Origin of the sequence: Arthrobacter sp. NicSoilB8, assembly GCF_019977355.1 — a bacterium.
Lineage (GTDB): Bacteria > Actinomycetota > Actinomycetes > Actinomycetales > Micrococcaceae > Arthrobacter.
Genome location: NZ_AP024655.1, coordinates 3116901 through 3142783, shown reverse-complemented (window position 1 = coordinate 3142783; position 25883 = coordinate 3116901). Strand labels below are relative to the sequence as shown.

The window sequence follows — 25883 nt, the reverse complement described above, 5'->3', positions numbered from 1 at the left end:
AGCCGTGACCCTGCCGTCCACGACGCCCGGCAAAGCCTGGGATGAGCGGAACGCAGTCGAGATCCGCCGGTACGCTTCGGCCGGCGACATTGACCACACCTGCTCCGGGGCCTACGAATTCGTGGTGCCGGGCTGTTCGGGCGGACGCCTGGATATCACCGCACTGTACATTCCCAAGGCATCCAGGACGCTGATCGTCAGTTTCCACGGCTCGTTGCAGCGGTCCAAGTTCACGCTGCCCCGCTTCGAGTGGCGGAACACCATTGCCCCGTTTGATGCCGCTCAACTGTTCGTGGCGGACTCGAGCCTGCACATCAACAGGGCCATGGCGCTGGCCTGGTATATCGGAAATTCAGAGCAGGATTTCAGCTCGGACGTGGCTGACCTCATCAAGGACATCGCCGCGGCTGCAGGGTACGACAGGATTCTCCTGACGGGGTCCAGCGGCGGCGGATTTGCCGCGCTGGCGATCTCCCGCCAGATCGATGGCTCGGCGGCGGTCTGTTTCTCGCCACAAACCCGCGTCGGAGACTACGTCAACTCAGTGGTCAGCACGTTCTATCGCGCGTGCTTCCCGGGGATGGGGGGATACGCCGCCGTTGAAAGGGCACACCGTTCCCGGTTCGACCTGCGCCACCTGTACGCGGCGACGCCCGACAACAATTTCGTTCGGTTTGTGCAAAACACGCGGGACACCGACCACTACAGCAAGCACTACGCGCCGTTCGCCACCATGCGGGGGGTTGATCCGGCGGTCGGCGGCCTCGATGCATCCGGGCGGATTGAATTTGTGCCTCTGGCCTTGCAGGCAGGCCACGTGCCTCCGCCCCGGGGCCGGTTCCGGCAGCATCTTCAAGCGGCACATGCGGCGTTCTTCGGGAGTGACTTGAATAGTCTGGACGCCGGGGATTCCCGGACCGCCGGCTCCAGGCGAAGCGAAAGCACACCCACACACGAGGCCCGGCGCGGCCCGGCCATCGAGCCCGGCCCGGTGACGGATTCCGATCACCCGGCCAACGCTTCAATTGAGAGACAGGTATGGCAGACGACTCGCAGAATTCTGGTCAGAGGATTTCATTTCGCGAAGAAATTGCGGAAAAGGCTGCGTTGCCTCGTCCGCTCTTTCGCGACCTCGTGGCGAAGGATGTAACGTTCTTCGACCAACAGTGGTACGAAGCCCAGTGCGGGCAACGCTTCGATTCGCGCGCTGACGCGGTGAGGGACGCGGCGTCGAAGATGAAGGCCAGCCGGTTCTCGCCGCACCCGCTGTTCGATTTCGAATGGTTCCGGGAAGCGATGCGCCGGCGCCATCCGTCCGTTGAGCCCGCCTACGCGCTGCTGTTTCTCCCGGGCCGCCCTGTGGCCAATCCGCACCCCGTCGTGGACCTGGACGCCGTGGCGAGGCTTCATCCGGAATCCTTGAAGGATCCCCACGGAGTGTTCGGGTGGCTCCTTGCATACCTTGGAGTCGAATCCGGGGCCGAGCTGCCGGGCATCAGTAACGGTGCTGCCCCGGTGCTGTGGAACACGTTCCGCTCAGACATGATCGGGCAGGCAAAGGCCTGGCGTCAGGAGTTCGAAGCCCAACGGCGTCAGAAGTCAGAGGCGGAATCAGCCGGATTCGATTCCAGTACGAGCGAGCAGTACCTGGCGGCAATGGCCGCGCAGTCCATGGAGGCTGACGAAGGTACCGGGAAACCGGTGGTGTCCGTCATTGTCCACGGACACGACACTGCAGATGACCTGCAGTCAGCATTGGCATCCCTCCACGAGCAGGCGTCGGTGAGGGCGGACGTGATCGTCGTCGACCAGACCGACGGCGGAGCGCAGGCCTCCGCGTCCGGTCGCGACCTCCTGCCTTCGCGTCGACTGGATGCGAGGAACCTCGATACCGCATCCGCACTGAATTGGGCCGTTCGGGAGGCAACCGGACGGTATGTGGCGTTCCTGGGCCCCGGGCACCGCTGGGATCCCCGATTCCTGCAGACAATGGCCTGGTCCCTGGCGGCACAAGACGCCAGCCACGGTTTTTCGGTTCTCCACGAGAAGGCACCGAACAAGGCAAAAGACCGCTTTCACGTGCGTTTCGATGAAGAGGCCCTGCTCTCCGGCGGGGCGTTCAGTCTCAGCAACTGGATGGTGGAGAAGAGCCTCCTCGGTCAACACGCATTCGACGCCGGGCATGGCGAAGCCTGTGGCTTCCAGGCTGCCTGGAACGTAGGGAAACAGGCTGATCCGTTTCTGGTCCCCTTCATCGGTGCCTCGTCCGAACGACCCTCGCCGGGTTCTTCGAAATTGGCTCGGAGAGTCTTCGACGTGTGGCTCGAAGGGGTTCGCAAAAGCGCGATGGTCGACTGGCATCCGCAACGAGCAGCCGAGGATCGTCTCCCGGGTGTGTCGGCGATCCTCGTCTGGAAGGACGAATCCGCCTTTGAACTCTCGAAGACCCTGCGTTCCCTAACGCGCCGCAATTCCGGCGTCTCCGAAGTCGTCGTCGTCGCTGCCAAGACAGAGCGCTTCGGACGCTTCACGGTGCAAGCCGAACGGAGCCTGGCCACCGTGCCCGTCAAATTTCGGGTCGTGCCCTCAGCATCGTCAGCCCTGCTGGCCAACGTTGGCTTCGCCGAGTCGGCCCACGACCGTCTCCTCTTCGTTCGCCCGGGAACTGAATTCGAAGCAAGCCAGGTCGGCGAGCTATCGGTGATGCTGACACCTGGCGTAGCCGCCGTCCAGCCGGCACTGGTGGATCAGGACGGAACCGTCATATCGGCGGGGTATCAGTACACCCCGGCCGCAGTGCAGGCGAGGTTGCCTTTCGTGTTCCTTGAAGGGCACCACGAGGACGATCTGAAGAGCATCAGCGCAACGATACCGGCCGCGGGGGCAAGCCTCACGGCCATGCTGGTAGGGGCAGACGCCTTCTCCCGCCTGGAAGGTTTTGCCGCCGACCTCCCGGAGAGGTGGTTCGATGTCGACTACTCGCACCGGGCTGCGCGGGACCTGGGGCAACTTACGCTGGTGGCGGCATCGGTCCGGGTCATGGCGAGGAAGCCCAACGCGGCGCCGTCAGAACCCTGGTCACAGTCCTCGACTGAGCGCTTTATGGGCCGGTGGTCCGGGGCCTCGACGCGGAGCGCCGAGGATGTCTGGCGCGGCACGCCCTATTCCCTCATGGGCGCACGCTTTGACCCGGATGCACGAGAGGCGACCGATCGATGGATCCCGCGGCCCATCCTCAGGCGGACAGCGCCCCCCCAGGAGGGAACCACCGCTCCTTCCGTCATTGCCATCAAACACTGTGCCCCGGGGGGAACCCGGGGCGAGCGTTGGGGCGACACCTTCTTTGCACGTCAGCTGGCGGACGCCATGCGGGAATTGGGACACCACGTCTACGTTGACAACCGGGCTTCGGCAAGGCGCTTATCCACCTATCTCGACCAGATAAACATCGTGATTCGCGGACGCTACGACATTCCGCCCATACCCGGTGCGCTCAATGTTCTGTGGATCATTTCGCATCCCGAGCTGGTCCAGCCAGAAGAACTGATGGGTTTCGACCTGGTGTACGCGGCCAGTGAGAGCTGGGCGATGTGGGCATCGCGCAAGTACGGAGTGGACGTGCGGCCCCTGCTTCAGGCAACGGACGTGAGCCGCTTTCGGCGGTCGGGAGCCTCCAACGTCCGATCGGCCGATGTGCTGGTGGTTGGAAACCGCCGCTGGGAGTACGAACGGCCATCGGCCAAGGGACTGACACTTCTTGAAACAGATCTGAACCGGGGGATCTACGGCGAAGGCTGGGCGGGCGAGCCGGCCATGAGTTCAATGGTGCTCGGCGAGTACATCGATAATAGTCAATTGCCAGGTGCATACGCCGGGGCAAAGGTCGTATTGAACGATCACCATCCGTCAATGCGCCAGAGCGGCTTCATCAACAACCGGATATTTGACGCCCTTGCCCTTGGAACTCCGGTCATTTCCGACTCCATAGCCGGCGGTGTCGAGGTGTTCGGGGACCGCGTAAAATGGTACGAATCTGCGGACGAAATTCCCCTGCTGGTTCGGGACGTTATTGACAACCCCTGGTCAGGGCCCGAGCAGGATGAAGTGGTGGACTGGATTCGGGAAAGCCATTCATTCGGCAGCAGGGCGAAGAAAATTCTTCATGACTTACAACAGTGCTTTGGCGAGTAGGAACAGAACTTAATGGGCGGCTACTTCGAACGACTTCACGACGACGGCAGAACGGTGTCCGGGTGGGCGTATTCGGCACATTGCGCCAGCAATGGTGATCTTCTGGTCCGCGTCCTGCTGCGCGGAGCCGAGATCGGACGCGGGAATCCTTCCCGCGTCCGCGGGGACCTGTCCCACATCACCGACCAGCCCGCCGGATTCGAGATCAAGTGCGAAGAGGACGTCTCGGCGCTTGATGTCCTGGCCGGTAATGTTGTGGTCGAAATAAATGACGGCTCCCATCCCGAAGTTCTCAGGTTGTCCTCCGGAAATGCAAATCGACTGAGGTTGAAACTAGCCAATGAGTGGACAGGGGCAGGTTTTGTCGCGCCGGATCAGCCTCCTCAGCCCTCAATCATGACCGCAAATCAATCCTCTCTCGACACGATCATGGACAATGCCACAAATGGCGCGGTGTCGTCGGTATATTTGCCTGTTGGGCTGAAGTCGCCGGATGAGTCCGCCGTATTGGGACACGATGGACACCTCTTCCTCGTGGGCGGATCGAATGGATTGATCGATCTTTATGCAGAGGATCGTCCCAGCGCGGCCGAGGGGGCCGCTCAATGGATTGAAATCTACGACCATCGATTTGAGTCCCTCAGTCGCCGCGGCGTGGAATACCTCCAAACAATAATCCCGGAAAAGCTGACAGTGCTCTCACACTTGGCGCCGGTAGATGTGACTGTTCCTACGCCGCGGATGGCATTGATTGAAGAAACAGCGGCGAACAGGGACTACTATCGCGAATCACTGTCGATCCTGAGCAGCTGGCCGGGGCAGGCCGCCTACCGCACAAATGACCTGCACCTGTCAGCAGCGGGGGCCAGGGCATGTTTTCTTGCCATGACCACTCATCTGGATCCGCGGTTCAGAGATCTGGCGCTCCGTGTTCAGTTGTCAGACTCGAAAATCTCGGGAGGGGATCTCGCAGACAGATTTTTCGGTGTTCCAATCCTGGCGCGGGAAGCCAGGGCGACCCGCGCCTCAGTGGAGCACCTTGAGGAAGCCCTTGAACTCGTGGAAACTTTCGATCCTCCGTCTGGCCACCAGGGTAAGCGCCGGGTGTGGACCAATGCGTCTGCCCCTAGCTCGCTGAAGGTTCTTGTGTTCGGCAACTCCTTCTTCGGCGATGGACTGCATCCCGATCGTCTGGCCTGGTGGTTCGCCAGGTTCTTCAAGCAATTCCGCTTCGAATGGTCACCCTCGTTCGACTATGAGGTCATCGACTCCTACAAGCCCGATATTGTGATCGGCCAGACAATTGAGCGGTTCCTGCCAAAGGTTCCCCTGCAGTGAACCCCCGTTTGTCCGAGTGGCCATTGGGACCCGGACTCGTTAGTGTGGGGTGCGCGACGCGGCATTCAGGCGACGCGCCGGGCCGGTAGGAGAGAGTGCGGTCCCGGTTGCTATAGTGGGTCGGGGCGTAGCTGACTCGACGGAAAGGTTTGGCTTTTCCTCGTCATCTGCAGAGGGTGACTCAGATCGTACTGAGTGTCGGCTGGATTGAGTCTCTGACTCCACTTTTGAAGCCGCTTCCGTGGTTCCCCAGCATCGTCGCTGATCAATTTGAACTGACTGGCTGAACAACACCGGGAGAAAATTTGAAATCATCGAATCATGTGGCCATCCACCAGAACGCGATGGACCCCGGTGCTGAAGCCGAAACACCTATTGAGTGGTTGCTTGACCCGGCTGACCTTGCCATGGCATATCAGAAAAGCGCCGCTCTGCGGGCTGCGAGAATCACCTCCCTGCTGAAGCAAGTTGAAAAGCTGGAAACCAAGGTGGAGAAGCTGGCTCGCGTCAACGAGGCGTCAGCCAGCCAGCAGGCGTCAGTCGAAAATGCCGCAAAGCTGCACCCGAAAGACGTCGAGGTCCTTCAGAGCAAGACTTCCTGGCAAAAAAGCCAGATTGCCAAGCTTGCCGGCAAGAACGATGCCCTGCAAAGCAAAGTCGTGTGGCAGAAGAACAAGCTGGATCGGCAGGATACCGACGTGGCTGCCCTGAGAAGCAAAGTCCAATGGCAGCGGGGAAACCTGGCCAAGCAGGCGGAGAAAACGGCCGTTCTGCAGACGAGACTGGCGGCGCAGAAAACCACACTGGCCAACCAGGAAACCCTCATGAAGTCCCAATCGGTCCGTATCCAAGACCTGGAGAAGCGGAATAGGGCTTTGGAGAAGCAGTTCGAAGGATATTTGAAGTTCAGGTCCCGCCGAAGCGTGCGCGTGTTGCGAGGTATACGGAACCGGCTGCGCTCGTGGTTCAGCTAGCACTAACAACTATGAATGCGCTTTGGCCGGTAGTCGGAAATGTGTTGGGAGAATTTTGAGTAATCCTGTTGTGAGTAATTGGTCCGCCGAAGTAGTCGCCGAACTACTGCCACGCTTGTCAAGCGCGCGCGGCACCACGGTGACCATACCTGTCCACAACGGTGGCGCACGAGTCGTTGAGCGGTGCATCAGCTCAGTGCTGGAGCACTCGGGCGGCGCCCGTGTCGTCGTGATCGATGACGCGACCGTTGATCCCGCCGTTCTGGAGGTGCTTGCCGGCTTTAGCGATGCGGGAGCCGTTGAACTGCACCGCCACGAGACAAATTGGGGTTATACGCGAACAGCGAATCACGCCTTCGCGCTGGGCGGCGAGGACGACGTTGTCCTGCTGAACAGCGACACCGTGGTTGGGCCCGGATGGCTTCGCCGGATGCGTTGGACGGCATATTCGCGCGCCAACGTGGGGACGGTCAGTGCAGTTTCCGACAACGCCGGAGCCATGGCCGTTCCGACGCCCGGGAGATTCAATGAATGGCCGGAGCACCTCACCTGGGCCGAAGTCAGCCGTGGCGTCGCGAAAAAAGTGAACGTCGCGTCCATGGAGCTGCCTTCCGGCCACGGCTTTTGCATGTTCGTTCGACGGGACCTCATCAACGCAATCGGCGATTTCGACGAGGTGGCATTCCCCCAGGGCTACGGCGAAGAAAACGACTTCTGCCAGCGTGCCATTAAGAGCGGCTTCCTGAATCTCTTGGCGCCTCACGTGATGGTGGGCCACGCCCGGAGCCAGTCATTCGGCGAAGAACGCAGGGCCGCGCTGGTCCAGGTTGGCCGCGACGCGGTGGACGCCATGCACCCGGAGTACACGTCCGACATCCGGGCATGGAACTCCTCTGCGGAGATGGCACAGATCCGCACAGACTTTTCCTCCCATCGTGAATCCCTGGCGCGTGCGAGCTCAGTCAAGCCTGTGCTCCTGTACGTCATACACCGCTCGGGCGGCGGCACGCCCGCTACCAACAAGGACCTGCTGTCCCAGCTCGTCGACGCCCAGGACAGCTTGCTGTTGGAAGCTACGGCGACCGCCATCACGCTCTATGAGTTCACCGACGGTGTCTTCCACAAGCTCGAGACGTGGAAACCCACGCCGAAATTCGACGTGACCGACACATGGCGGGATGACTACGCACAGTACGTTGCAGAACTTATCCTCCGGCACAATGTTGAACTTGTGCACATTCGGCATCTTGTCAATCAACCGCTGACAACAATCCCAGAAGTCTGCCGGTTGATGAGTGTCCCGATGATTCTTTCGACACATGACTTCTACTACATTTGCCCCACGATTCACCTGCTTGACCAATCGCTGAAATATTGCGGCGGCGTGTGCACTCCAGGGGAGGGCACGTGCACGCTGCCCACCGCATTCGTCAAGAATGTTCCGTCGTTGAAGCACGACTGGGTCCACGAGTGGAGGCGGCGTGCAGCGGGGGTCCTCGACAGCGCGTCAGCCGTGATTGCAACAACTCCTTCCGCGGCTTCGATCTACGCGGACAATTACCCGGCCTATCAGGGCAAGCTGGAACTGATCGAACACGGCCGCGATGTGTCCGCGATCGGATTCCTGCGCGAGGGCGATCGGTTGCCCGGCCCCATGCGGGTCATGCTCCCGGCAAACTGGGCGCCGCAAAAGGGCATAGACCTCATCCAGGAGTTGGTGCGGCGAACGAGTCCGCATGTTGAGTGGCACGGCTTTGGCAAGAACAGCAAGAGCCTCGGAGACCTTGTCATCGGGCACGGCGAGTTCACGCGGGCCAACTATGCTTCACTCGCCCGGGAAGTTGACCCGGACTTCGTCGGAATCTTCTCCGTCTGGCCAGAGACGTATTCCCATACAGTCACCGAGGCCTGGGCGTTCGGCGTTCCAGTCCTTTCAACGGATATCGGGGCGCCGGCTGACCGGATTCGGCTTCATGGCGGCGGCCAGGTAGTTTCCCTGGACCCGGACTTGGCTGTCCAGCAGATCCTCGCCCTTGCCACGGCGCCGGAGGAATGGCCCGTGCTCCGTGCCGCAGTCCCACGGGACGCGATTCGTTCTGACGTCACCATGGGCCAGGACTACGCGATGCTTTACTCCAAACACATGCACGGCCAGGATCTGCCTCCGATTCTTGGAGTCTTGGATTCCGCCCCGACGGACTCGGCGGCCCGTTCTGACGGCCAGAGCCTGCAGTCGCTACTGGGCAGCATCCACCTATCCCGACTCGGCTTGGTGCGCCGCCTCGTTGTCAACGACCTGATCAGCGGCGCCGACGCAACGCAGTACGCCTCGGTCGTCGTTTCAGCCTCGGCTTTGGATAACGACACGGCCAGGCGAGTACTGGAACTCTCGAGGATTTCCGATCGACGGCTTGTCTTCGACCTTGACGACGACCGCCTCGCCGCTGAGGGCGCGGGACACCTGGAAAGCGCCGTCGTAGTGGCGCTGCTGCAGGCCTGCGACTTGGTGATCTCGCGCTCCGCCTCGCTGGCAAATCTCGCGGAACCGTTCGCGAAGAATTTGGTCTCGTTCGACTTCAGCGCCAATTCAGGGCAGCGGTTCGACCGTGAGTACCTCCAGGCCTGGCTGCAAACTATCGCCGGACTTGGGGACAACCAGCTTCCGGGGGAGCGCAACAATGATGCCGTTGTTACTGCCGGATTGGACCAGGCGTAGCCAAAGCGGGCGCCAAGCCTGGTTCGGCTCATCAGGGACCGGCATGTTCCTGTAATCTCGCAATCATGACTGAATCCTCTGCCGGGCGTGACCCCCTCGCGCCCGGACGGATCCTGCCGCAACTGGACGCGTCTTCGATGCCGCCGGCCCGGCTGGCGGTGCCCGGGTCGGTCGGCCGGCCCCAGCCGGACTCCGCCTCCGTTGCCCGGCTGGCGGTGGACGGTTCCTGCGCCGTGATCGACCCAGCCCCGCCGCGGACCCTGCTCGAGGCCATCAAGGAGCCGCTTGGAGACCCGCAGGGCGCCCATGATCAGATGATGCCGGACTGCTGGCTCCAAAAAGCCGAACCGGTAATAATTCCATCCCTATGGATGCTTGAGCGCGCTCACGTCTTCGGAGGCCGGATTACAGCAAGGTCGATCGAGTCGTGTGAAGCCGGCGCACCGGTCGAAGGCCATAACGGCGGACAGTTGCTGCTGACCGCCGATGGCGCCATGATCCCTGCGTCGTACGGGGTGCTGGACGGCAACAACAGCATTGCCACCGACTACCTGACCCTCACACCGGCCGGCCTGCAGCTTAAGCAGGCCCCGGACTCCCGCGAGTTGAAGGGAAGCTACTACTTCCTGGGTAACGTCCATCGCCACTTCGGCCATAACCTCGTCGAAGGCGTGTCGCGGGCATGGGCGCTGGATCTGATGAATGATGCCCTGCGGTCAGAAATTAACTTTCTCGTCTTCGAACCGGACCTCGCCGACCACAGCGTCGCGCTTTTGGAGTTGGCCGGGGTCCCTAAAGAGCGCATCACGCACGCCTCTGCCCATGATGTTGTTGAGCACCTCATCGTCCCCGATATGGCCATGCGCACCCATCGCTGGATTACCCGGCTGCAAGAGAAGGTGTGGCGGACCATGGCCGCTAATTCACAGCCAGCCACGCCGTATCGGAAGGTCTATCTCTCCAGATCGGCCCACGGACAGCGTCCCCTGACCAATGAGGCAGACGTTGAAGCTTACTTCCAGACGGCGGGCTACGAGATAGTCCAGCCCGAAAAACTGCCAGTGCACGAGCAGGTCAGGCTGGCCGCGGAATCTGTCTCACTCGCCGGATGCGTAGGGAGCCAGATGTACTTGGCCGCATTCCAGTTACCGGGAGCACACAACCTGGTTGTGGGGCCGCGGAACTTCTATCTCAAGGACGACGTGCTCATCCACCAGACCACGGGAGCCCGGCTTGAGGTCGTCCTCGGGTCGCCAATCGACCTTACTGCGAGCAAGTACGACAGGGCATGGGGCGTCTCGGTGGCCGACGTCGACAAGGCCATGTCCGCTGTCAACAAGACGCTCTCAGCACGGGTAGCCCGGATTATTGCCCCGGTAGCTTGACTGGCGCCGGGTGGGGCCCGGGGACCGGCCCCCGGACCCTGACCGGCAAGGATCGGCGGCCGCGAAATCTGTTTTTTCGAGGTGCCGATATATAGTGGACGCGTTTGGGTGCGCCATCCGCGCCTAAGACAATGACATGAACTGCAGCTACTGGGGGACTAGTGACACTACGACTAACCGTTATCGGTACGGGATACCTCGGCGCGACCCATGCGGCATGCATGGCTGAACTGGGATTCGAAGTCCTGGGCGTCGACGTTGACAAAGAAAAGATCGACAGCCTCAGCCGGGGCGAACTGCCCATCCACGAGCCCGGCCTGCCGGAGCTCCTGCGCAAGCACACGGAATCCGGCCGCCTGCGCTTCACCACCTCGTTTGAGGAGGCCGGCGCCTTCGGCGACGTCCACTTCATCGCCGTCGGCACCCCGCAACGGGCCGGCGAGCACGCCGCCGACATGACGTACGTGGACGCCTCGGTGGCGGCGATCGCCCGCGCCGCCACGAAGGACTCCCTCATCGTTGGAAAGTCCACTGTTCCGGTGGGCTCCGCACGCCGCCTCAAGGGCCTCGTCGCCGAAGAATCGCGCGACGGCGTGACGGTCAACTTCGCCTGGAACCCCGAGTTCCTGCGCGAGGGCTTCGCCGTGGAGGACACCCTGCGTCCCGACCGCCTCGTCATTGGCGTGGATTCCGCGGCCGCCGAAAAGACGCTGCGCGAGGTCTACGCCGACGCCATCAGCCGCGAGACCCCGTTCATCTCCACGGACTTCGAGACGGCTGAACTGGTGAAGGTCGCCGCTAACGCCTTCCTGGCAACCAAAATCTCCTTCATCAATGCTTTCTCCGAGGTCACGGAGACCGTCGGCGGCAACATCCGTACGCTGGCCGACGCGATCGGGCTCGATGCCCGCATCGGCCGCCGGTTCCTCAACGCCGGCATCGGCTTCGGCGGCGGCTGCCTGCCCAAGGACATCCGGGCGCTCCAGGCCAGGGTCTCCGAACTTGGTCTGGACACCACTATGCGCTTCCTGAACGAAGTCGACGAAGTGAACCTCCGCCGCCGTGACCGTGCTGTCCACGTCGCAGAAACACTGCTGGGCACCCTGGAAGGCAAGCGGGTCGCCGTCCTCGGCGTCGCATTCAAGCCCAACAGCGATGACGTCCGCGATTCACCGGCGCTGGACGTGGCTGCCAGGCTGTTCAACAGCGGGGCCGACGTCAGCGTCTATGACCCCGCGGCCAACGCGAACGCTGCCAAGCGGTACCCGCGGCTGAACTACGTCGACTCCCTGGCCACGGCCGTGGCGGACGCCGACCTGGTCATGCTGCTGACGGAATGGTCCGAATTCGTGAATGTCGATCCCGCCGAGCTGGCGGCAACGGTGTCGCGCAAGCGCATGTTTGACGGCCGCAACGTCCTGGATCACGAGAAGTGGAACGCTGCGGGCTGGGACATCGTCTCACTCGGCCACAAGAGCGAACTGTTGGAGCTCAGCGGAGCCAACTAGGAGCCCGTCAGCGAAGCTGATACAGCACCCGCAACACAAAAGGATCCCACCGGGCTAAAACGCTCCGGTGGGATCCTTTTGGCGTTAGCGGGCCCCGGCCGGATCCCTAGGTGGTCCCTCTGCCGCCCGAGGGGCGCTCAGTGCCTCATAGGGACGCGTAGAGCTTCCCGGTGGTGGTGAGGGTGCCGTTCGTGTGGAACAGGGCGGAGCAGCCCATTTTGATGTCGCCGGCCGGCCGGGTCTTCCACGCGAATCGCTCGACGAACGGCATGGCACGCAGGCCGGCGACCGTGGCGCGCATGAAATCCTCGGTCTGGGCCCGGGAATACACGCAGGGCCTGCTGGACGTCGCATCCCAGTCGGCCACCGCGTACTCAGTCACCCAGACGGGCTTGCCGTAACGCTCATGCAGTTCCGTCACCTTTTTGAGGAAGTCGTCGGCCTTGGGCCAGGCATAGCGGTGCATGGTCATGAAATCGACCCGCAGCCCCTTCTTTTTGGCCTTGGCCATGAACTCCGCAAGCCAGGGGCTCGCCGTACCCGCAGGCGCCGGGGATCCGAGCCGCAGCCCGGTCGCCTGCAGTTTGGGCCAAAGCTGGATGGCCCTGTCGACGGACATGTTCGCCTGGGCGCGGTTGTCCGGCTCGTTAAAGCCCAGCAGGTGCTTGGTTCTTGTTTCCCCCAGCTGCCGCGTAACCCAGCCGATGGCGTCCTGCTCCAGCAGGGTCCTCTCGCTCTTGATCATGGGGACGAAGGCCGGGTTGGTGGTGACGTTGTAATGCGATCCCCAGGTGTAATGCCAGTCCAACTTGAGGCTCTTGATTTGCTGGAGTGCCAGGGCGTCTTTCCCGCCCCACCCGAAGCCCTTGAGCGTGTCAGCGGGCAAGGTGACAGACGGGACTGCTGCCGGGATTGCGGCGGCCCGGGCGGATCCCGCGCTGGCGGCGAGCAGGGCTCCGGGCGCCGCCAGCGCGGCGAGGGGCATGGCAAGAAACTTACGGCGTTCCATGAGTTCCTTTCGTGGAAGGTTGGCTGGGCTCCATGACCGGCGCCCCATGACCGGTGCAGGGACGCAAAAACCGGAAGCGGGTGCGTCCCGACGGATTCCGCGCTCGAACGGCGGCATTGACGAGTGACTGCTCTGGCCTGTGTGGTCCCTGATTCAGCTGAGGCTGGAGTCAACTTAGCACGGGGAACACGCCGGAAAATCCCGGATATACACAGGAAATGCGCAGTTTTCCGGTGCGCCTTCAGCGCCCCCGGCACGGCCTGGGACGGGTCCTAGAGAGACCGGTACAGCTCGCCTGTGGGGGAGAGGGAGCCGTCAGCGCGCAGCAGGGCGGACGCGCCCATGATCGGATCGTCATGGGCCCTGGTCTTCCACGCGAAGCGCTCCACGTAGGGCATCTCCCGGAGCCCGGCAACGGTCTCGCTCATGAAAGCCAGAATCTGCTTCTCCGTGAACCGGGTGGGGGACGTTGCGGTGGCTTTCCAGTCGGCTACGGCGAATTCGGTGATCCAGACCGGCTTCCCATAGCGTTCATGGAGTTTCTGGACCGTTCTGAGGAACGAGTCTGCGCGGGGCGGCGCGTAGTGATGCATGGTGACGAAGTCCACCCGCAGGTCCTTCGCGGCGGCGGCGTCCATGAACTGCTTGAGCCAATCGCCCAGGGCCTGGACCGGAGCCGGCGACCCCAGCCTGAGGCCGGCCCGTTCCAGCTGGGGCCACAGTTTGATGGCCGTGCTGACAGACATGTCAGCCTGGCCCTTGTGGTCGGGTTCGTTGAAGCCGAGCAGGTGCCGGGCGCGGGACACTTCAAGCTCAGACCGGATTTCCGCAATGGCCTTGTTCCGCAACGTTGATTTCCCCCAGACCATCGGCACGAATTCAGGGGCAGGAGTGGCGGCCAGCTTCAGGGCGGGGAAGTCGGCGCCCCATGTGTAGTACCAGCCCACGTTGAGCGCATCCAGCTGCTTGGCGCCGAATTCCTTGATTCCGGTCATGCCGACGCCTTTGAGGCCAACCTCGGGTGTTGGCGGGGTCACCTGCGGTGTTGACGGGGCTGCCTTGGGCGTGGGGGAGGCCTTGGGCGTTGGCGGCACTGCCGGGGCAGACGTGCCGTGCGGTGCCGGTGCCGGCGGCTCGGGCGTACAGGCGGCCAGGGCGGCTGCCGCGACGGCAAGGGGAACGGCGAGGAACGTCCTGCGGTCCACGTGCACCCCCTGGAGTTGTGGCGAAATCGAGCCTGAATCCGGGGGGCCGGTTTCGTACTCAGAGAACGCAAATCCGGGCAACCCGCATCCTTGCCTGCTGAACACTCATTGTTTCACGAAACGCCCCGCCTGATCGACATGTCTTCCGAGGTCAGGCGGCCTTCGGGCGTCCCAGCAGGCGGTCGGCACCCGTCTACGCCTCGCCAAACTCCGCGGTCCGGTAGCCGACGCCGAGCAGCTCTTCAATGGCAGCCACTGTCCGCGCGGCAGCCTTGCCGTCGCCGTACGGGTTCACGGCGTTTGCCATGGCGGCAAAGTGCGCGGAATCGTGCAGGAGACGGGTCACCTCGGTGACAATCCGCTCCTCGTCCGTGCCGATCAGCTTCACAGTGCCGGCCTCGAGGGCCTCGGGCCGTTCGGTGTTGTCGCGCATCACCAGGACCGGCTTGCCGAGGCTGGGGGCTTCCTCCTGCACTCCGCCCGAGTCGGTGAGGACGATGCGCGCCCGGGACAGCAGCCGGGTGAACTCGCCGTAGGCCAGCGGCTCCGTGACCAGGACATTGGCTTTGCCCTCCAGCGCGGGAAGCACTGCCTCGCGCACCACGGGATTCTTGTGGGCGGGCAGGACGATCACGAGGTCCGGCTCGGCGTCGGCGATCCGGGCCAGGGCCCGCCCTACACTGCGCATCGATTCGCCCTGGTTTTCGCGCCGGTGAGTGGTGACCAGCAGGACCGGGCGGCCGCTGGCTGCCAGTTCTTCCAACCGGGGGTCGGTGAAGGGCAGCTGCTTGTCCACCGTGGCCAGAAGGGCATCGATCACGGTGTTTCCGGTCACCACGATGTCCTCCGGGCTAATGCCTTCCCGCAGCAGATTTTCCCTGCTGGTGGAAGTGGGCGCCAGGTGCAGGCGGGTGATCTGGCTGGTGATCTTCCGGTTGGCTTCCTCCGGGAACGGCGAGAGCAGGTCTCCGCTGCGCAGCCCGGCCTCGACATGGACCACCGGGATGCCGTGGTAGAAGGCCGCAATGGCGGCGGCCGTGGACGTGGTGGTGTCGCCCTGGACCACGACGGCGTCCGGACGGGCGGCGGCGAAGAGCTTCTCCAGCCCGTCAATGGTCCGCGTCATGATGGCCGACAGTGACTGGCCCTGCTGCAGGATGTTGAGGTCATGGTCCGGAACAATGCCGAACAGTTCGTTGACCTGGTCCAGCATCTCGCGGTGCTGTCCCGTGACCGTCACGATGCACCGGAAGAGCGGAGACTCCTGCAGCGCGCTGACGATCGGCGCCATTTTGATGGCTTCCGGCCTTGTTCCGAAGATCGGCATGATGCTGTGCATGGTTTATCCCCAAGGGTGTGCGAACGGTTGCTAAGGTTTGTGGCCCGGCTTCAGCCGAGCAGCAGGGCCAGTACGATTGCCGGCACGGCGATGGCGACAACGAGGACGGCCACCAGGGCCACCCGCCGCTTGCGCCGGTAGAGCTTGTCACGGGCGAGTTGCTGGGCCTCTTTGTCCTGTGCCTCTTTGTCCCGGGCCTCTTTGTCCCGGGCTGCAGCGGCCGCGTCTGCGGCTTCCTCGCCTGCGGCGTCTTCGCTTGCGGGGTACTGGCCTTCCGCGGCCTGCTCTGTGGTGTCCGGTTCTGCAGGGTCAGGGCTCTGAGGGGCCGGCGCCTCGGCCGGCGGTTCGGTGAGCGGAAGCGGCTCCGCCCCGGGCACCAGGAGGGCGTCCGGGATCTCCGTGTGCAGGCGTCGCCGGCGCAGGTGCCGGGGTGCGGCAGCCAGCGGGGGAGCGCCGTCGGGAGAGTGGTCCAGCGTGTCCTCCTCGCCTCGGTCAGATGCCCGAACCGGCTGACCAGTTCAACCGGATGAGGTTCAATTGTTACATTTCCGCACCGTGATTGGCGCATTCAGGCCTGAGGGAAACGTCCAGCAGGCCCCCGGTTTCGATCACGAACCGCCGGATCCACTGGCCCAGATCCAGGTCAGGGTGCGAGGCAACCATCTGTACGTCCGCCGTCGTGCACTGGCCGATCAGGCGCCCGGCACGGGTGACGTGGTAACTGGAGGTCACCACCGTGACTGACTTCCAGCCGTTGGCCTGGATCAGCCGCGAGATTGCCCGTGCTTCCCCCCGTGTGTCCAGGTCCGGGGGCCTGAAACAGATCACCGCGGGGTTGGGGAAGGCCGCTGAATTGCAGGCCTCATCGGCGACGCGGTTGCCGAACGTGTCGGTGTGCGAGAGCACCAGAACCGGAACGTGGAACTCGGACTGGATCTGACGGGCCACCGGCAGGCGCTCGGAGGCCGCACCGCCCAGCATGATGACAGCGTCCGTCCGGTGCACGCTGAGCGGATCCACGTTCACGAACAGTTGAAGGGCAATGATCAGCCACAGCATGAGGCCTCCGACGGCGAAGGCGAGCACCCTGCGGGTGGCGGTATTCACCGCGGTGACGGAAGAAGGCACGGCTAAGAGTTTGGCACGCGGTGTTCAGGTGGCGAAATGGTGCGTCCGCGCTGCGCAAAAGCTTGAAAAGAAAAGGCGTGATGCAGTTGTGATTTTGGAGATCAAAGTTAGTGGGGTGACAGAAGTGAATTGGCGTTTATGCTATAGGCACCTTACGTCGCTCCCACCACCAGGTCTCCACCTGCGGTCTCACCCCTAAGCGAGCAATCTTGCGAAAACTAAACATAGCGGCAACCGTGATTGCCGCCGTGATGCTGGCAGCAACCTTGCCGCAGACCGCTGTGGCCGCTGTTGACGTTCAGGCCGCCGGACAGGTGTCCGCCGGTGCCTTGGCGGGGGTTTCTGCGTCGGCGGCTGCCGTTTCCGCCGGTGCCGTGTCCGCCGCTGTACCAGCCGCTGTGCCAGCCGCTGTGCCAGGGGTGTCGGATCCGAACCCTCAGGGGCAGGTGGATGACTTTGTCCGTCCCGAGCTGCCGGTCAACGAGGCGAAGAGCGAGTACACGTATGTGAGCGCGCCGCTGGCGGGCACCTTGAAGACCACCCTGGTGACGGTGCAGCTGGCCGACAAGTCGGCGGCGGAGACGGACGCCGCAGTGCCGATGGCCGCGGCGAAGGCCTCGCTCAGCGCGGCCAACCGCTACTGGGCCCACGCCACCGCGGGCCGTGTGGACATTGCGCTGAGCTCCTCACGCCTGCTGCACAAGTCCGCCGCCAAATCCACCCAGTCGCCGTCGCAGATCGTGGACATCGTCTCCCAAGAACTGGGCTGGACGCAGCAGTCCTACACCGCGCTGGTGATCTTCATCCCGGGCGCGTACCTGAGCAACGGCACCGCGGGCATGACCTACAGCAACGGCAGTACCGGCGGGCGCATCCTGATGCCGCAGAACAGCCGGCTCTCGACTCCCGTGCTGACGCATGAGTTCGGGCACGCCCTGGGCATGGACCACGCCAACAGCCTGCTGTGCGGCAGCGGCGCCATGGACGTGGCCTCCGGACCCTACGCCGGATTCGCCGATCCCACCTGCAGCATCAAGCCCTACGGCGACAACCTGGACCTGATGGGGATCTCGCACTGGGACCTCATGCCGGAAATCAGCGCGAGCCTGTGGGAGATGGGCCGGTTCGGCAACGGCAACGAGATCACCAACCTCGGCACCCTGTCCGGCCCCCGCCAGGTGACCCTGACGCCCTGGGCCGGCGATGGCGCCAACCGGGCCGCGAAGTTCACGGACCCGAAGTCCGGTGAGGTCTACTACCTGGAGCTCCGGGCTCCGGTGGGCTACGACGCCGTCATTGCGCAGTCCGGAAACCGCGGCGTGAAGATCACCCAGCAGGGCGGAGGCAACTCCTCGATCCTGCTCCCGCCGGACACCCGCGGGTCCGCCTTCAACGGCTACTACAGCAACACCCAGGCCTGGCAGGCAGGGCAGACGTTCACCACGCACGCCGGCACCAAGGTGAGCATCGATTCCGTCAGCAACACCTCGGCCGCCGTGACCATCCGACCGCCCGGCGCACCCGCCGTGGGCTACGTCGAGTCCGCGGCCATCACCCGCTCCGGTACCAAGGCCACGCTGAACGTCTCCGGCTGGGCCTACGACTCCGCCAAGTCCTCCGAATCATCCACGGTCCACATCTATGTGACTCCGCCCGGCGGTACCGCAACGGGCTATGCCGTGGCCGCCAACCAGGCCCGCCCGGACGTCAACACCATCATGAAGGTGACGGGCAACCACGGGTTCTCCCGGTCCTTCGACCTGACCGCCGCCGGTGTATACAAGGTCTGCGTATACGCCCTGGGCAGTGCCGAGACCGCGGACCTGGGCTGCCGGTCCCTGACCCTTGCCGGCTCGCCGGCCACGGCCGGGTATCTCGAGTCGCTGACCCTCACCAGGGCCAGCGGCGTGACGGTGCTGCGGGCCACGGGCTGGAGCTATGATCCGGGGACGCCCGCCGCATCCATTCCGGTGCACCTCTACGTGACGGACCCGGCGGGCAACACGACGTCGAAAGCCATCACCGCCAACAAAAGCCGCAGCGACGTCAACACCGTGATGTCCGTGACAGGAAACCACGGCTTCGGCTGGGACATCCCCGTGACAACGAGCGGCGCGTACAAGGTGTGCGCCTACGGCATAGCCGTCACTGCGTTCAGCCAGGGCAACAGCCTGCTGGGCTGCAAATCCGTGACGCCGAAGGCAACGCCGGCGCCGTCCGGTTTCCTGGAGAGCACCGTGGTCAAGACGGACGCGCCGACGGCAACCATCACGGTCACCGGGTGGACCCTGGACCGCGGAACCCCGGCCGCGTCCATCCCGGTGCACCTTTACGTCACTGATCCCAAGGGAGTGACCAAAAGCTCCGCCTATACCGCCAACCAGTCCCGCGCGGACGTCAACCAGGTCATGGGAACCACCGGAAACCACGGCTACCGCGTGGCGCTGCCGGTCACGACGCCGGGCAGCTACAAGATCTGCGCCTACGGCATCGCCGTCAGCGTCTTCCCGCTGGGCAACAGCCTCCTGGGCTGCTCGACGGTGAGTGTTGCGGCCACGCCGGCGCCGATCGGGTACCTGGAGTCCGTCAAGGTCCAGCTTGGCGGGACCGGATCCGCGCTCGTGGCCAGCGGCTGGGGAGTGGACCCGGGAATGACGCGGGCGAACATTCCCGTCCACCTCTACGTCACGTCTCCCGACGGGACCACGAAGGGCACGGCCTATGTGGCCAACCGGTACAGGGCCGACGTCAACTCGGTCATGCAAATCAACGGCAATCACGGCTACCGGATTGTCATTCCGGTGACGAAACGCGGCGTGTACACCGTCTGCGCGTGGGGGCTGGGCGTCGCCGGGATGTCGTCCGGCAACACCCAGTTCGGCTGCCTGAAGACCACGTTCTAGCGTGCTCGTGGCAGGGCCCATGCCGGCCCTGCCACAGTCCTGCGGCATCACTTCTCGGCAGTCTCCCTGTCCGGCAGTCTCCCTGTCCGGCAGTCTCTCACTGTTCGGCGGCGTCAGTCCCGCGCGGTAGCGTAGTTCTGTGCCTGAAACTGCTGAATCCGAGACTCCTGTGTCCGAGACTCCTGTGTCCGAGACTCCTGTGCCCGAGTCTTCTGTGTCCGAACCCCTGCCGGCGGACGCCGCACTGACCGTGGGCCGGCTCTCGGAATCCCAGCTGCTGGCCTGCATCTTCCCGCGGCTCATTGCCCCGGAGCCCGCCGGTGGCCCGGGGGCGGCGACGTCCTTGCTGCTGGGCCCGGGCGACGACGCCGCGATCGTCGCGGCGCCGGACGGGCGGACAGTGGTCAGCATCGACACCCAGGTGGCGGACCAGGACTTCCGGCTCGAGTGGAACAACGGCTACCGGACCAGCGGGTACGACGTCGGCTGGAAGGCTGCCGCACAAAACCTCAGCGACATCAATGCCATGGGGGCCCGGGCCACCTCCCTTGTGGTGAGCCTGACCATGCCGCCGGAAACCCTTGTCTCCTGGGTGGAGGATTTCGCGGACGGCCTCATGGCCGGAATCAGGGGCCTGGGCGCCGCAGGCTGCACGGTGGCCGGCGGCGACCTCGGCCGCGGCCGCGAACTGGCCGTCAGCGTGGCGATCCTGGGCACCCTTGACGGCCGGGAACCCGTGCTGCGTTCCGGAGCCCGGCCCGGGGACACCGTGGCACTGGCGGGAACGGTGGGCCGGGCCGCCGCCGGGCTGGCACTGCTGGAGTCGGACATTCGCGTGGGGGACCTGAGCGCCGGGCAGCGGGCCCTCATGGACACCCAGTGCAGGCCGCAGCCGCCGCTCGCCGCCGGCCCCGTGGCCCGTGAATCGGGCGCGTCCGCCCTGATGGACATCTCGGACGGCCTGGTCCGGGACGGTAACCGGATGGCGGCGGCCAGCCACGCGGTGCTGAACCTGGACGCCGCGGCCCTGAAGGAGCTGGTTGTTCCGCTGCTGCCGGCCTCGGAGCTCCTGGGGGCAGACCCGATGTCCTGGGTGCTCGGCGGCGGCGAAGACCACGGGCTGCTGGCCACATTCCCCCCGGGGCTTCAGCTCCCTGCCGGTTTCACTGCGATAGGCTCGGTAGAGGCCCCTGCACCATCGGAAAGCACGGGAGTAAAGATCGCGGGCAGGCCCGCTGACGCTGTGGGATGGGATCACTTTGCAGACTAAAATTGCCGCCAACGCGCAAGCGATGAAGCGGTGGTTGGTCAAGGCGGAAACCACGCTCGGAAACCACAGCGACCGCCTGAACGCCATCAACATCTTTCCGGTGGCCGACGGCGACACCGGCACCAACCTCTACCTGACCGCCCGGGCCGCAGCCCACGCCGCGCACGGAACGGACGCCGTCGGCGGCCGCGCCGGCACGGACACATCCTTGCGCCGGTCCCCGCACAGCGCGGGACACTCCTCCGCGGACACCGCGCAGCACGCGACACAGCACACTACCCAGCACACGACACAGCACGCGGTCGCCGCACCGGACCCCGCCCAGCATGACGTCGGCGCCGTCCTGGCGCTGGCCGGCCAGGCCGCCATGGAACAGGCCCGCGGCAATTCGGGAACACTGTTTGCCGTGTTCCTCTGCGCCGCCGCCGAACCGCTGGCCGGACACACCCGGATCAGCTCGCCCCTGCTGGCCGCGGCCCTGAACCGGGCCCAGATCCGGGCCTGGTCCGCGCTGAGCGATCCCGTGCCCGGCACCATGCTGTCCGTCATGGAAGCCGCCGCCCGCGCGGCGGCCGCCGTGGACTCCGCGCACGACGGCGATGACAGCAACCAGACCCTGGGCCTGGCCCTGGATGCCGCCGTCGAGGCCGCCCTGGCCGCCGTGGTGCGCACGGAGGACCAGCTCGAGGCCCTGCACGCCGCCCACGTGGTGGACGCCGGCGGCGTGGGCATGCTCCTGATCCTGGACTGCCTCCGGTCCGCCGTGCTGGGCGAAGAGCTCCAGAGCGAACTGCTGGACGGGCTGCACGGCTACGACGTCCAGGATCCGCACATCCACGTCGGCATGCCGCGCGATGAGGGCGTCGAAGTCATGTGCACCATCTCGCTGTCCCCGCTGGACGCCGCCATGATGCGGCAGCGGCTCGACGAAATGGGCGACTCCGTGATCATGAGCCAGGTCGGCGGCACCGCCGATGCCGCCGGACAGTACCGCTGGCGTGTCCACGTCCACGTCCTGGATGCCGCACCGGCCGTCGCACTGATCCGTTCCCTGGGCGAGCCCACGGACATTTCCGTGAGCGAGCTCGCACTGCCGCGCGATCCGGACACCGAGGCCGCAACTGCCGCGGCCGCCGTCGCCGCCACCGTTGCCGCCACCGTTGCTCCGGCACCCGCCGCCGAACCCCGAAACCCCGACGGATATGCACGCTGAACTTGAACTGGGCCTGGAACGCCGCATTGGCAAGCGCTCCGCGGCCGTCATCGAAAAACATCTCGGCATCACCACTGTTGGTGAGCTGCTGAACTACTTCCCCCGCCGCTACCTCAGCCGGGGCGAGCTCACACCCATCAGCGAGGTCCCGCTGGACGAGGACGTCACCCTCATTGCCCGGGTGGTCTCCAGCAGCACCCGGGCCATGCGCGCCCGGCGGGGTTCCCTCACCGACGTCGTGATCTCCGACGACGCCGGGACCGCTTCTGCGCGCACGGGCGGCGGCCTTCCGGGCACGCTGAAAGTCAGCTTCTTCAACGGCTTCCGGGCGAAGGCCGAACTCCACCCGGGCCGGCGCGCGATGTTTTCCGGCAAGGTCACGCGCTACGGCGGATCGCTCGGCCTGACCAACCCCGAATTCCTGTTGCTCGACGAGGACCCCGACACCCCGGGCATGGACCCGGAGAAGCTCGCGGCCATGCCGATCCCGGTGTACCCGGCGACCGCGAAACTCACCAGCTGGTCCATCCAGAAGGTCATCTCGACGCTGCTGGACACCGCGGAGCTCGAGTCCCTCGGTGATCCGCTGCCCACGGAAATCGCTGCGCGGGAGAAGTTCCTGCCGGTCGCGGACGCCTACCGGCTGATCCACGCCCCGCAAACACCGGCGGACTGGCAGCGCGCCAGGGACCGCTTCCGCTACCAGGAAGCCCTGGTGCTCCAGTCGGCCCTGGCCCGCCGCCGCGCCCAGTTGGCCGCCGAGGAAGCGACAGCCCGGCGCCCGGCACCGGACGGGCTGCTGACCGCCTTCGACCGCCAGCTGCCGTTCACGCTGACCGCCGGCCAGGCCGCCGTCGGCAAGACGCTCGCCGCGGAGCTCGCCCAGGACTCGCCCATGAACCGGCTGCTCCAGGGCGAGGTGGGCTCCGGCAAGACCATCGTGGCCCTGCGCGCCATGCTGCAGGTGGTGGACGCCGGGGGACAGGCTGCCCTGCTCGCCCCCACCGAAGTCCTCGCCGCCCAGCACTATGACTCCATCCGGCGCACGCTCGGACCCCTCTCCCGGGACGGGCTGCTCGGCGGCTTCGGCCCGGACGCCGTCCAGGTCACCCTCCTCACCGGCTCCATGCCCACCGCGGCCCGGAAGCAGGCCATGCTGGACGCCGCCTCCGGGACGGCCGGAATCGTGATCGGCACCCACGCCCTGCTCAGCGACAACGTCTCCTTCTACGACCTCGGGCTGATCGTGGTGGACGAACAGCACCGCTTCGGCGTCGAACAGCGCGACGCCCTCCGGGCCAAGGCCAGCAAGCCGCCGCACCTGCTGGTCATGACCGCCACGCCGATTCCCCGGACCGTGGCCATGACCGTTTTCGGCGACCTTGAAACCTCCGTGCTGGACGAGCTCCCCGCGGGCCGCGCGCCGATCTCCACCCACGTGGTGGGGCTCGCGGAGCACCCTGCGTGGGCCGGCCGCATCTGGTCCCGCTCGCGGGAGGAGATCGACGCCGGCCACCAGGTCTACGTGGTGTGTCCGAAGATCGGCACGGACGACGACGGCGACTTCACCCCGGGCGAGGCAGAACCGTCCGCCGCGGACCTGGAAGCCGACAACGGCGCGCGCGAGCTCGCCTCCGTCACCGGCATCGTGGAGCACCTCCTGGACGAGCCGGCACTCGCCGGGGTATCCGTCGCGCCGCTGCACGGCCGGCAGGACCCCGGCCTGAAGTCCGAGACCATGGCCGCCTTCACAGCCAACGAGACCAAACTGCTGGTCTCCACCACCGTGATCGAAGTCGGCGTGGACGTGCACAACGCCACGCTCATGGTGATCCTGGACGCGGACCGCTTTGGCATCTCCCAGCTCCACCAGCTGCGCGGCCGGGTGGGCCGCGGCGGGCTGCCCGGAACCTGCCTGCTGGTCACCACCCTGGAGCCGGGGCATCCGAGCCGGCGCCGGCTGGACGCCGTGGCAGCCACCACCGACGGCTTCGAGCTGTCCCAGGAGGACCTCAAGCTCCGCCGGGAGGGCGACATCCTGGGCGCCTCGCAGTCCGGCGGGCGCTCCACGCTGAAGCTGCTGCGCGTGCTCGAGCACGAGGACGTGATTGCCCGGGCCCGGCAGGACGCCCAGCGGATCGTGGCCGCCGACCCCGCACTGGCGGCCCACCCCGGCCTCGCCGCGGCGATCGACGAATACCTGAACCCCGAGAAGGAGGCGTTCCTTGAACGCGGCTAGGACCACGCATCAAAGGCATCCGCAATGAGCCGGATCATTGCCGGCGCCGCCGGCGGCAGCCCGCTGACGTCCGTCCCGGGAAACCTGACGCGGCCCACGACGGACCGCGTCAAGGAGGCGCTGTTCTCCCGGCTCGACGCCTTCAATGTCATTGCCGGCGCCCGGGTCCTGGACCTGTATGCGGGATCGGGCTCGCTGGGCGTGGAGAGCGGCAGCCGCGGCGCCGGCTCCGTGGACCTGGTCGAATTCGATGCCAAGGCCAGCGCCGTCTGCCAGAAGAACGCGGACCTGGTCAACACCGTGGCAGGCCGCAAGGTGGTCTCCGTGCACCGCTCCAAGGTCGAGTCGTTCCTGGAACGGACCGCCGATGCTGTGCTCTGGGACCTGGTGTTCCTGGACCCGCCCTATCCCCTGGACGAGCCTGCTCTCGCCGCCGTGCTCGCCAAGCTGGCGCCGCACCTGGACGAGGGCGCCGTGGTGGTGGTGGAACGCTCATCCCGGACCCCCGAGCCGGCCTGGCCCGAGGGCATGGAACGGTTTGCGGAGAAGAAGTACGGCGAAACCCGGCTGTGGTTCGCCGAACCCGGTGTGACGTCCGGCGACGAGACTGACTAACCTCGCTGCAGGCTGATCTGCCTGCAGGTTGACCTGGCTGCAGGCCTCGGACTGGGAGGCGGGGCTATCCCGCCAGCACGTCCAGCTCCACGCCGGCGAGCACCTTGGCCGGGTGCGGGCCGCGCGCGGTGAGCGCCGCTGTCCAGGCCTCCGGCCACGGCCCCTGCGTCCCGGCCAGGATGATGTTCCCGGGGTACCTGCCGGTGAACATTCCGGTTTCCGCGACGGCCGCGACGCCGGTCATGGCCTGGCGCAGGGCCGCGACCTGGCTGCGCACCAGGGTCAGTCCGGGTTCGTCGCCGACGTTGACAATCAGTACGCCCCGCGGCGTCAGCCGGGCCGCCGCCTCCTGGTAGAACCCGGCGCACGCGATATGTTCCGGCGCCTCCGGCCCGGAGAAGATGTCCAGGATCACGACGTCGAAGCGCAGTTCCGCCGGAAGCGCGGCGAGGGCGTCACGGGCGTCGCCGATCACCGTGTGCAGCTGCGTTCCCTCCGGCAGGGGCAGCTGCGCCAGCACGAAGTCCAGCAGTTCCCGCTCCAGCTCGACGGCATACTGCACCGAGCCGGGCCGGGTGGCCTGGATGTAGCGGGCCAGGGTCAGGGCGCCCGCGCCCAGGTGCAGCGCGGTGACCGGCTCGCCCCACGGGGCGGCGAGGTCCACCACATGCCCGATCCTGCGCAGGTATTCGTAGAAGATGTCCGCGGGATCGGCCAGATTGACGTGGGACTGCTCCGCGCCGCCGATGCTCAGCACATAGCCGCCGTCGGTAAATGGATCCGGTTCGATCTCGGCGTGCTGCCCCGTGGTCCGCAGAAACCGCGAGCCGCCAGGCTGCTGCTCCGCCAT

General features: G+C 65.3%; 18 protein-coding genes. 12 read left to right on the top strand and 6 right to left on the bottom strand.

Features of this window, described 5'->3' with window-relative positions; genetic code table 11:
* Positions 1–4 precede the first annotated feature (4 nt).
* From LDO15_RS14150 to LDO15_RS14120, 7 genes are all read left to right on the top strand, one after another.
* Positions 5–1150, top strand: coding sequence for a hypothetical protein (locus LDO15_RS14150; RefSeq protein WP_223979611.1), 1146 nt, complete (start codon positions 5–7; stop codon positions 1148–1150).
* Positions 1039–4191, top strand: a complete 3153-nt coding sequence (locus LDO15_RS14145; RefSeq protein WP_223979609.1) for a hypothetical protein — start codon at positions 1039–1041, stop codon at positions 4189–4191. Before LDO15_RS14150 ends, LDO15_RS14145 begins: the two co-directional genes overlap by 112 nt.
* 12 nt (positions 4192–4203) lie before the next feature.
* Positions 4204–5529 carry a hypothetical protein gene (locus tag LDO15_RS14140; RefSeq protein ID WP_223979608.1) on the top strand — a complete coding sequence of 442 codons (1326 nt, stop codon included), beginning with the start codon at positions 4204–4206 and terminating at the stop codon, positions 5527–5529.
* Positions 5530–5852: 323 nt separating this feature from the next.
* On the top strand, positions 5853–6503 hold the full coding sequence (locus LDO15_RS14135; protein WP_223979607.1) for a hypothetical protein: 651 nt from the start codon (positions 5853–5855) through the stop codon (positions 6501–6503).
* Positions 6504–6525: 22 nt separating this feature from the next.
* Positions 6526–9219, top strand: a complete 2694-nt coding sequence (locus tag LDO15_RS14130; RefSeq protein ID WP_223979606.1) for a glycosyltransferase — start codon at positions 6526–6528, stop codon at positions 9217–9219.
* A gap of 65 nt (positions 9220–9284) precedes the next feature.
* Positions 9285–10604 carry a glycosyltransferase 61 family protein gene (locus LDO15_RS14125; RefSeq protein ID WP_223979605.1) on the top strand — a complete coding sequence of 440 codons (1320 nt, stop codon included), beginning with the start codon at positions 9285–9287 and terminating at the stop codon, positions 10602–10604.
* Positions 10605–10825: 221 nt separating this feature from the next.
* Positions 10826–12112, top strand: coding sequence for a UDP-glucose/GDP-mannose dehydrogenase family protein (locus tag LDO15_RS14120; RefSeq protein WP_263428172.1), 1287 nt, complete (start codon positions 10826–10828; stop codon positions 12110–12112).
* A 145-nt stretch (positions 12113–12257) separates the two neighbouring features.
* On the opposite strand, the gene LDO15_RS14115 is transcribed toward LDO15_RS14120, so the two are convergent.
* The 5 genes from LDO15_RS14115 to LDO15_RS14090 form a co-directional block, all read right to left on the bottom strand.
* The gene (locus LDO15_RS14115) at positions 12258–13121 is read right to left on the bottom strand and encodes a glycosyl hydrolase (RefSeq protein ID WP_223979603.1); all 864 of its coding nucleotides are present in this window, start codon (positions 13119–13121) and stop codon (positions 12258–12260) included.
* Positions 13122–13393: 272 nt separating this feature from the next.
* Entirely contained in the window at positions 13394–14326 is a 933-nt protein-coding gene (locus tag LDO15_RS14110) for a glycosyl hydrolase (protein WP_263428171.1), read from the bottom strand.
* A 193-nt stretch (positions 14327–14519) separates the two neighbouring features.
* A complete protein-coding gene (wecB, locus tag LDO15_RS14100; RefSeq protein ID WP_223979602.1) occupies positions 14520–15665 on the bottom strand; it encodes a UDP-N-acetylglucosamine 2-epimerase (non-hydrolyzing) in 1146 nt (381 codons plus the stop codon).
* A gap of 50 nt (positions 15666–15715) precedes the next feature.
* Positions 15716–16042 (bottom strand): hypothetical protein, encoded by a 327-nt coding sequence (locus LDO15_RS14095; protein ID WP_223979601.1) that lies wholly within the window; start codon positions 16040–16042, stop codon positions 15716–15718.
* A 163-nt stretch (positions 16043–16205) separates the two neighbouring features.
* Positions 16206–16793: a YdcF family protein gene (locus tag LDO15_RS14090; protein ID WP_223979600.1), complete on the bottom strand. Its 588-nt coding sequence runs from the start codon at positions 16791–16793 to the stop codon at positions 16206–16208.
* A 446-nt stretch (positions 16794–17239) separates the two neighbouring features.
* Between LDO15_RS14090 and LDO15_RS14085 the strand changes: the two genes are divergently transcribed.
* The 5 genes from LDO15_RS14085 to rsmD all read left to right on the top strand — a co-directional run bounded on the left by LDO15_RS14085 (position 17240) and on the right by rsmD (position 25033).
* Positions 17240–19696: a hypothetical protein gene (locus LDO15_RS14085; RefSeq protein ID WP_223979599.1), complete on the top strand. Its 2457-nt coding sequence runs from the start codon at positions 17240–17242 to the stop codon at positions 19694–19696.
* A gap of 226 nt (positions 19697–19922) precedes the next feature.
* The gene (thiL, locus tag LDO15_RS14080; protein ID WP_223987397.1) at positions 19923–20966 is read left to right on the top strand and encodes a thiamine-phosphate kinase; all 1044 of its coding nucleotides are present in this window, start codon (positions 19923–19925) and stop codon (positions 20964–20966) included.
* Between the two features lie 22 nt (positions 20967–20988).
* Positions 20989–22179 carry a DAK2 domain-containing protein gene (locus LDO15_RS14075; protein ID WP_223987394.1) on the top strand — a complete coding sequence of 397 codons (1191 nt, stop codon included), beginning with the start codon at positions 20989–20991 and terminating at the stop codon, positions 22177–22179.
* Positions 22169–24418 carry an ATP-dependent DNA helicase RecG gene (locus LDO15_RS14070; RefSeq protein ID WP_223979598.1) on the top strand — a complete coding sequence of 750 codons (2250 nt, stop codon included), beginning with the start codon at positions 22169–22171 and terminating at the stop codon, positions 24416–24418. The genes LDO15_RS14075 and LDO15_RS14070 overlap by 11 nt, the downstream gene beginning before the upstream one ends.
* A 24-nt stretch (positions 24419–24442) precedes the next feature.
* Positions 24443–25033: a 16S rRNA (guanine(966)-N(2))-methyltransferase RsmD gene (gene rsmD, locus LDO15_RS14065; RefSeq protein WP_223979597.1), complete on the top strand. Its 591-nt coding sequence runs from the start codon at positions 24443–24445 to the stop codon at positions 25031–25033.
* A gap of 64 nt (positions 25034–25097) precedes the next feature.
* Here rsmD and LDO15_RS14060 read toward each other — a convergent pair whose 3' ends face one another.
* Positions 25098–25883, bottom strand: a complete 786-nt coding sequence (locus LDO15_RS14060; RefSeq protein ID WP_223979596.1) for a fused MFS/spermidine synthase — start codon at positions 25881–25883, stop codon at positions 25098–25100.

Coding starts and splice junctions, on each gene's coding strand:
- LDO15_RS14075 (WP_223987394.1), top strand. CDS start 20,989: ATGAAGCGGTGGTTGGTCAAGGCGGAAACCACGCTCGGAAACCACAGC.
- LDO15_RS14145 (WP_223979609.1), top strand. CDS start 1,039: ATGGCAGACGACTCGCAGAATTCTGGTCAGAGGATTTCATTTCGCGAA.
- wecB (WP_223979602.1), bottom strand. CDS start 15,665: ATGCACAGCATCATGCCGATCTTCGGAACAAGGCCGGAAGCCATCAAA.
- LDO15_RS14060 (WP_223979596.1), bottom strand. CDS start 25,883: ATGGCGGAGCAGCAGCCTGGCGGCTCGCGGTTTCTGCGGACCACGGGG.
- rsmD (WP_223979597.1), top strand. CDS start 24,443: ATGAGCCGGATCATTGCCGGCGCCGCCGGCGGCAGCCCGCTGACGTCC.
- LDO15_RS14115 (WP_223979603.1), bottom strand. CDS start 13,121: ATGGAACGCCGTAAGTTTCTTGCCATGCCCCTCGCCGCGCTGGCGGCG.
- LDO15_RS14070 (WP_223979598.1), top strand. CDS start 22,169: ATGCACGCTGAACTTGAACTGGGCCTGGAACGCCGCATTGGCAAGCGC.
- LDO15_RS14120 (WP_263428172.1), top strand. CDS start 10,826: ATGGCTGAACTGGGATTCGAAGTCCTGGGCGTCGACGTTGACAAAGAA.
- LDO15_RS14125 (WP_223979605.1), top strand. CDS start 9,285: ATGACTGAATCCTCTGCCGGGCGTGACCCCCTCGCGCCCGGACGGATC.
- LDO15_RS14140 (WP_223979608.1), top strand. CDS start 4,204: ATGGGCGGCTACTTCGAACGACTTCACGACGACGGCAGAACGGTGTCC.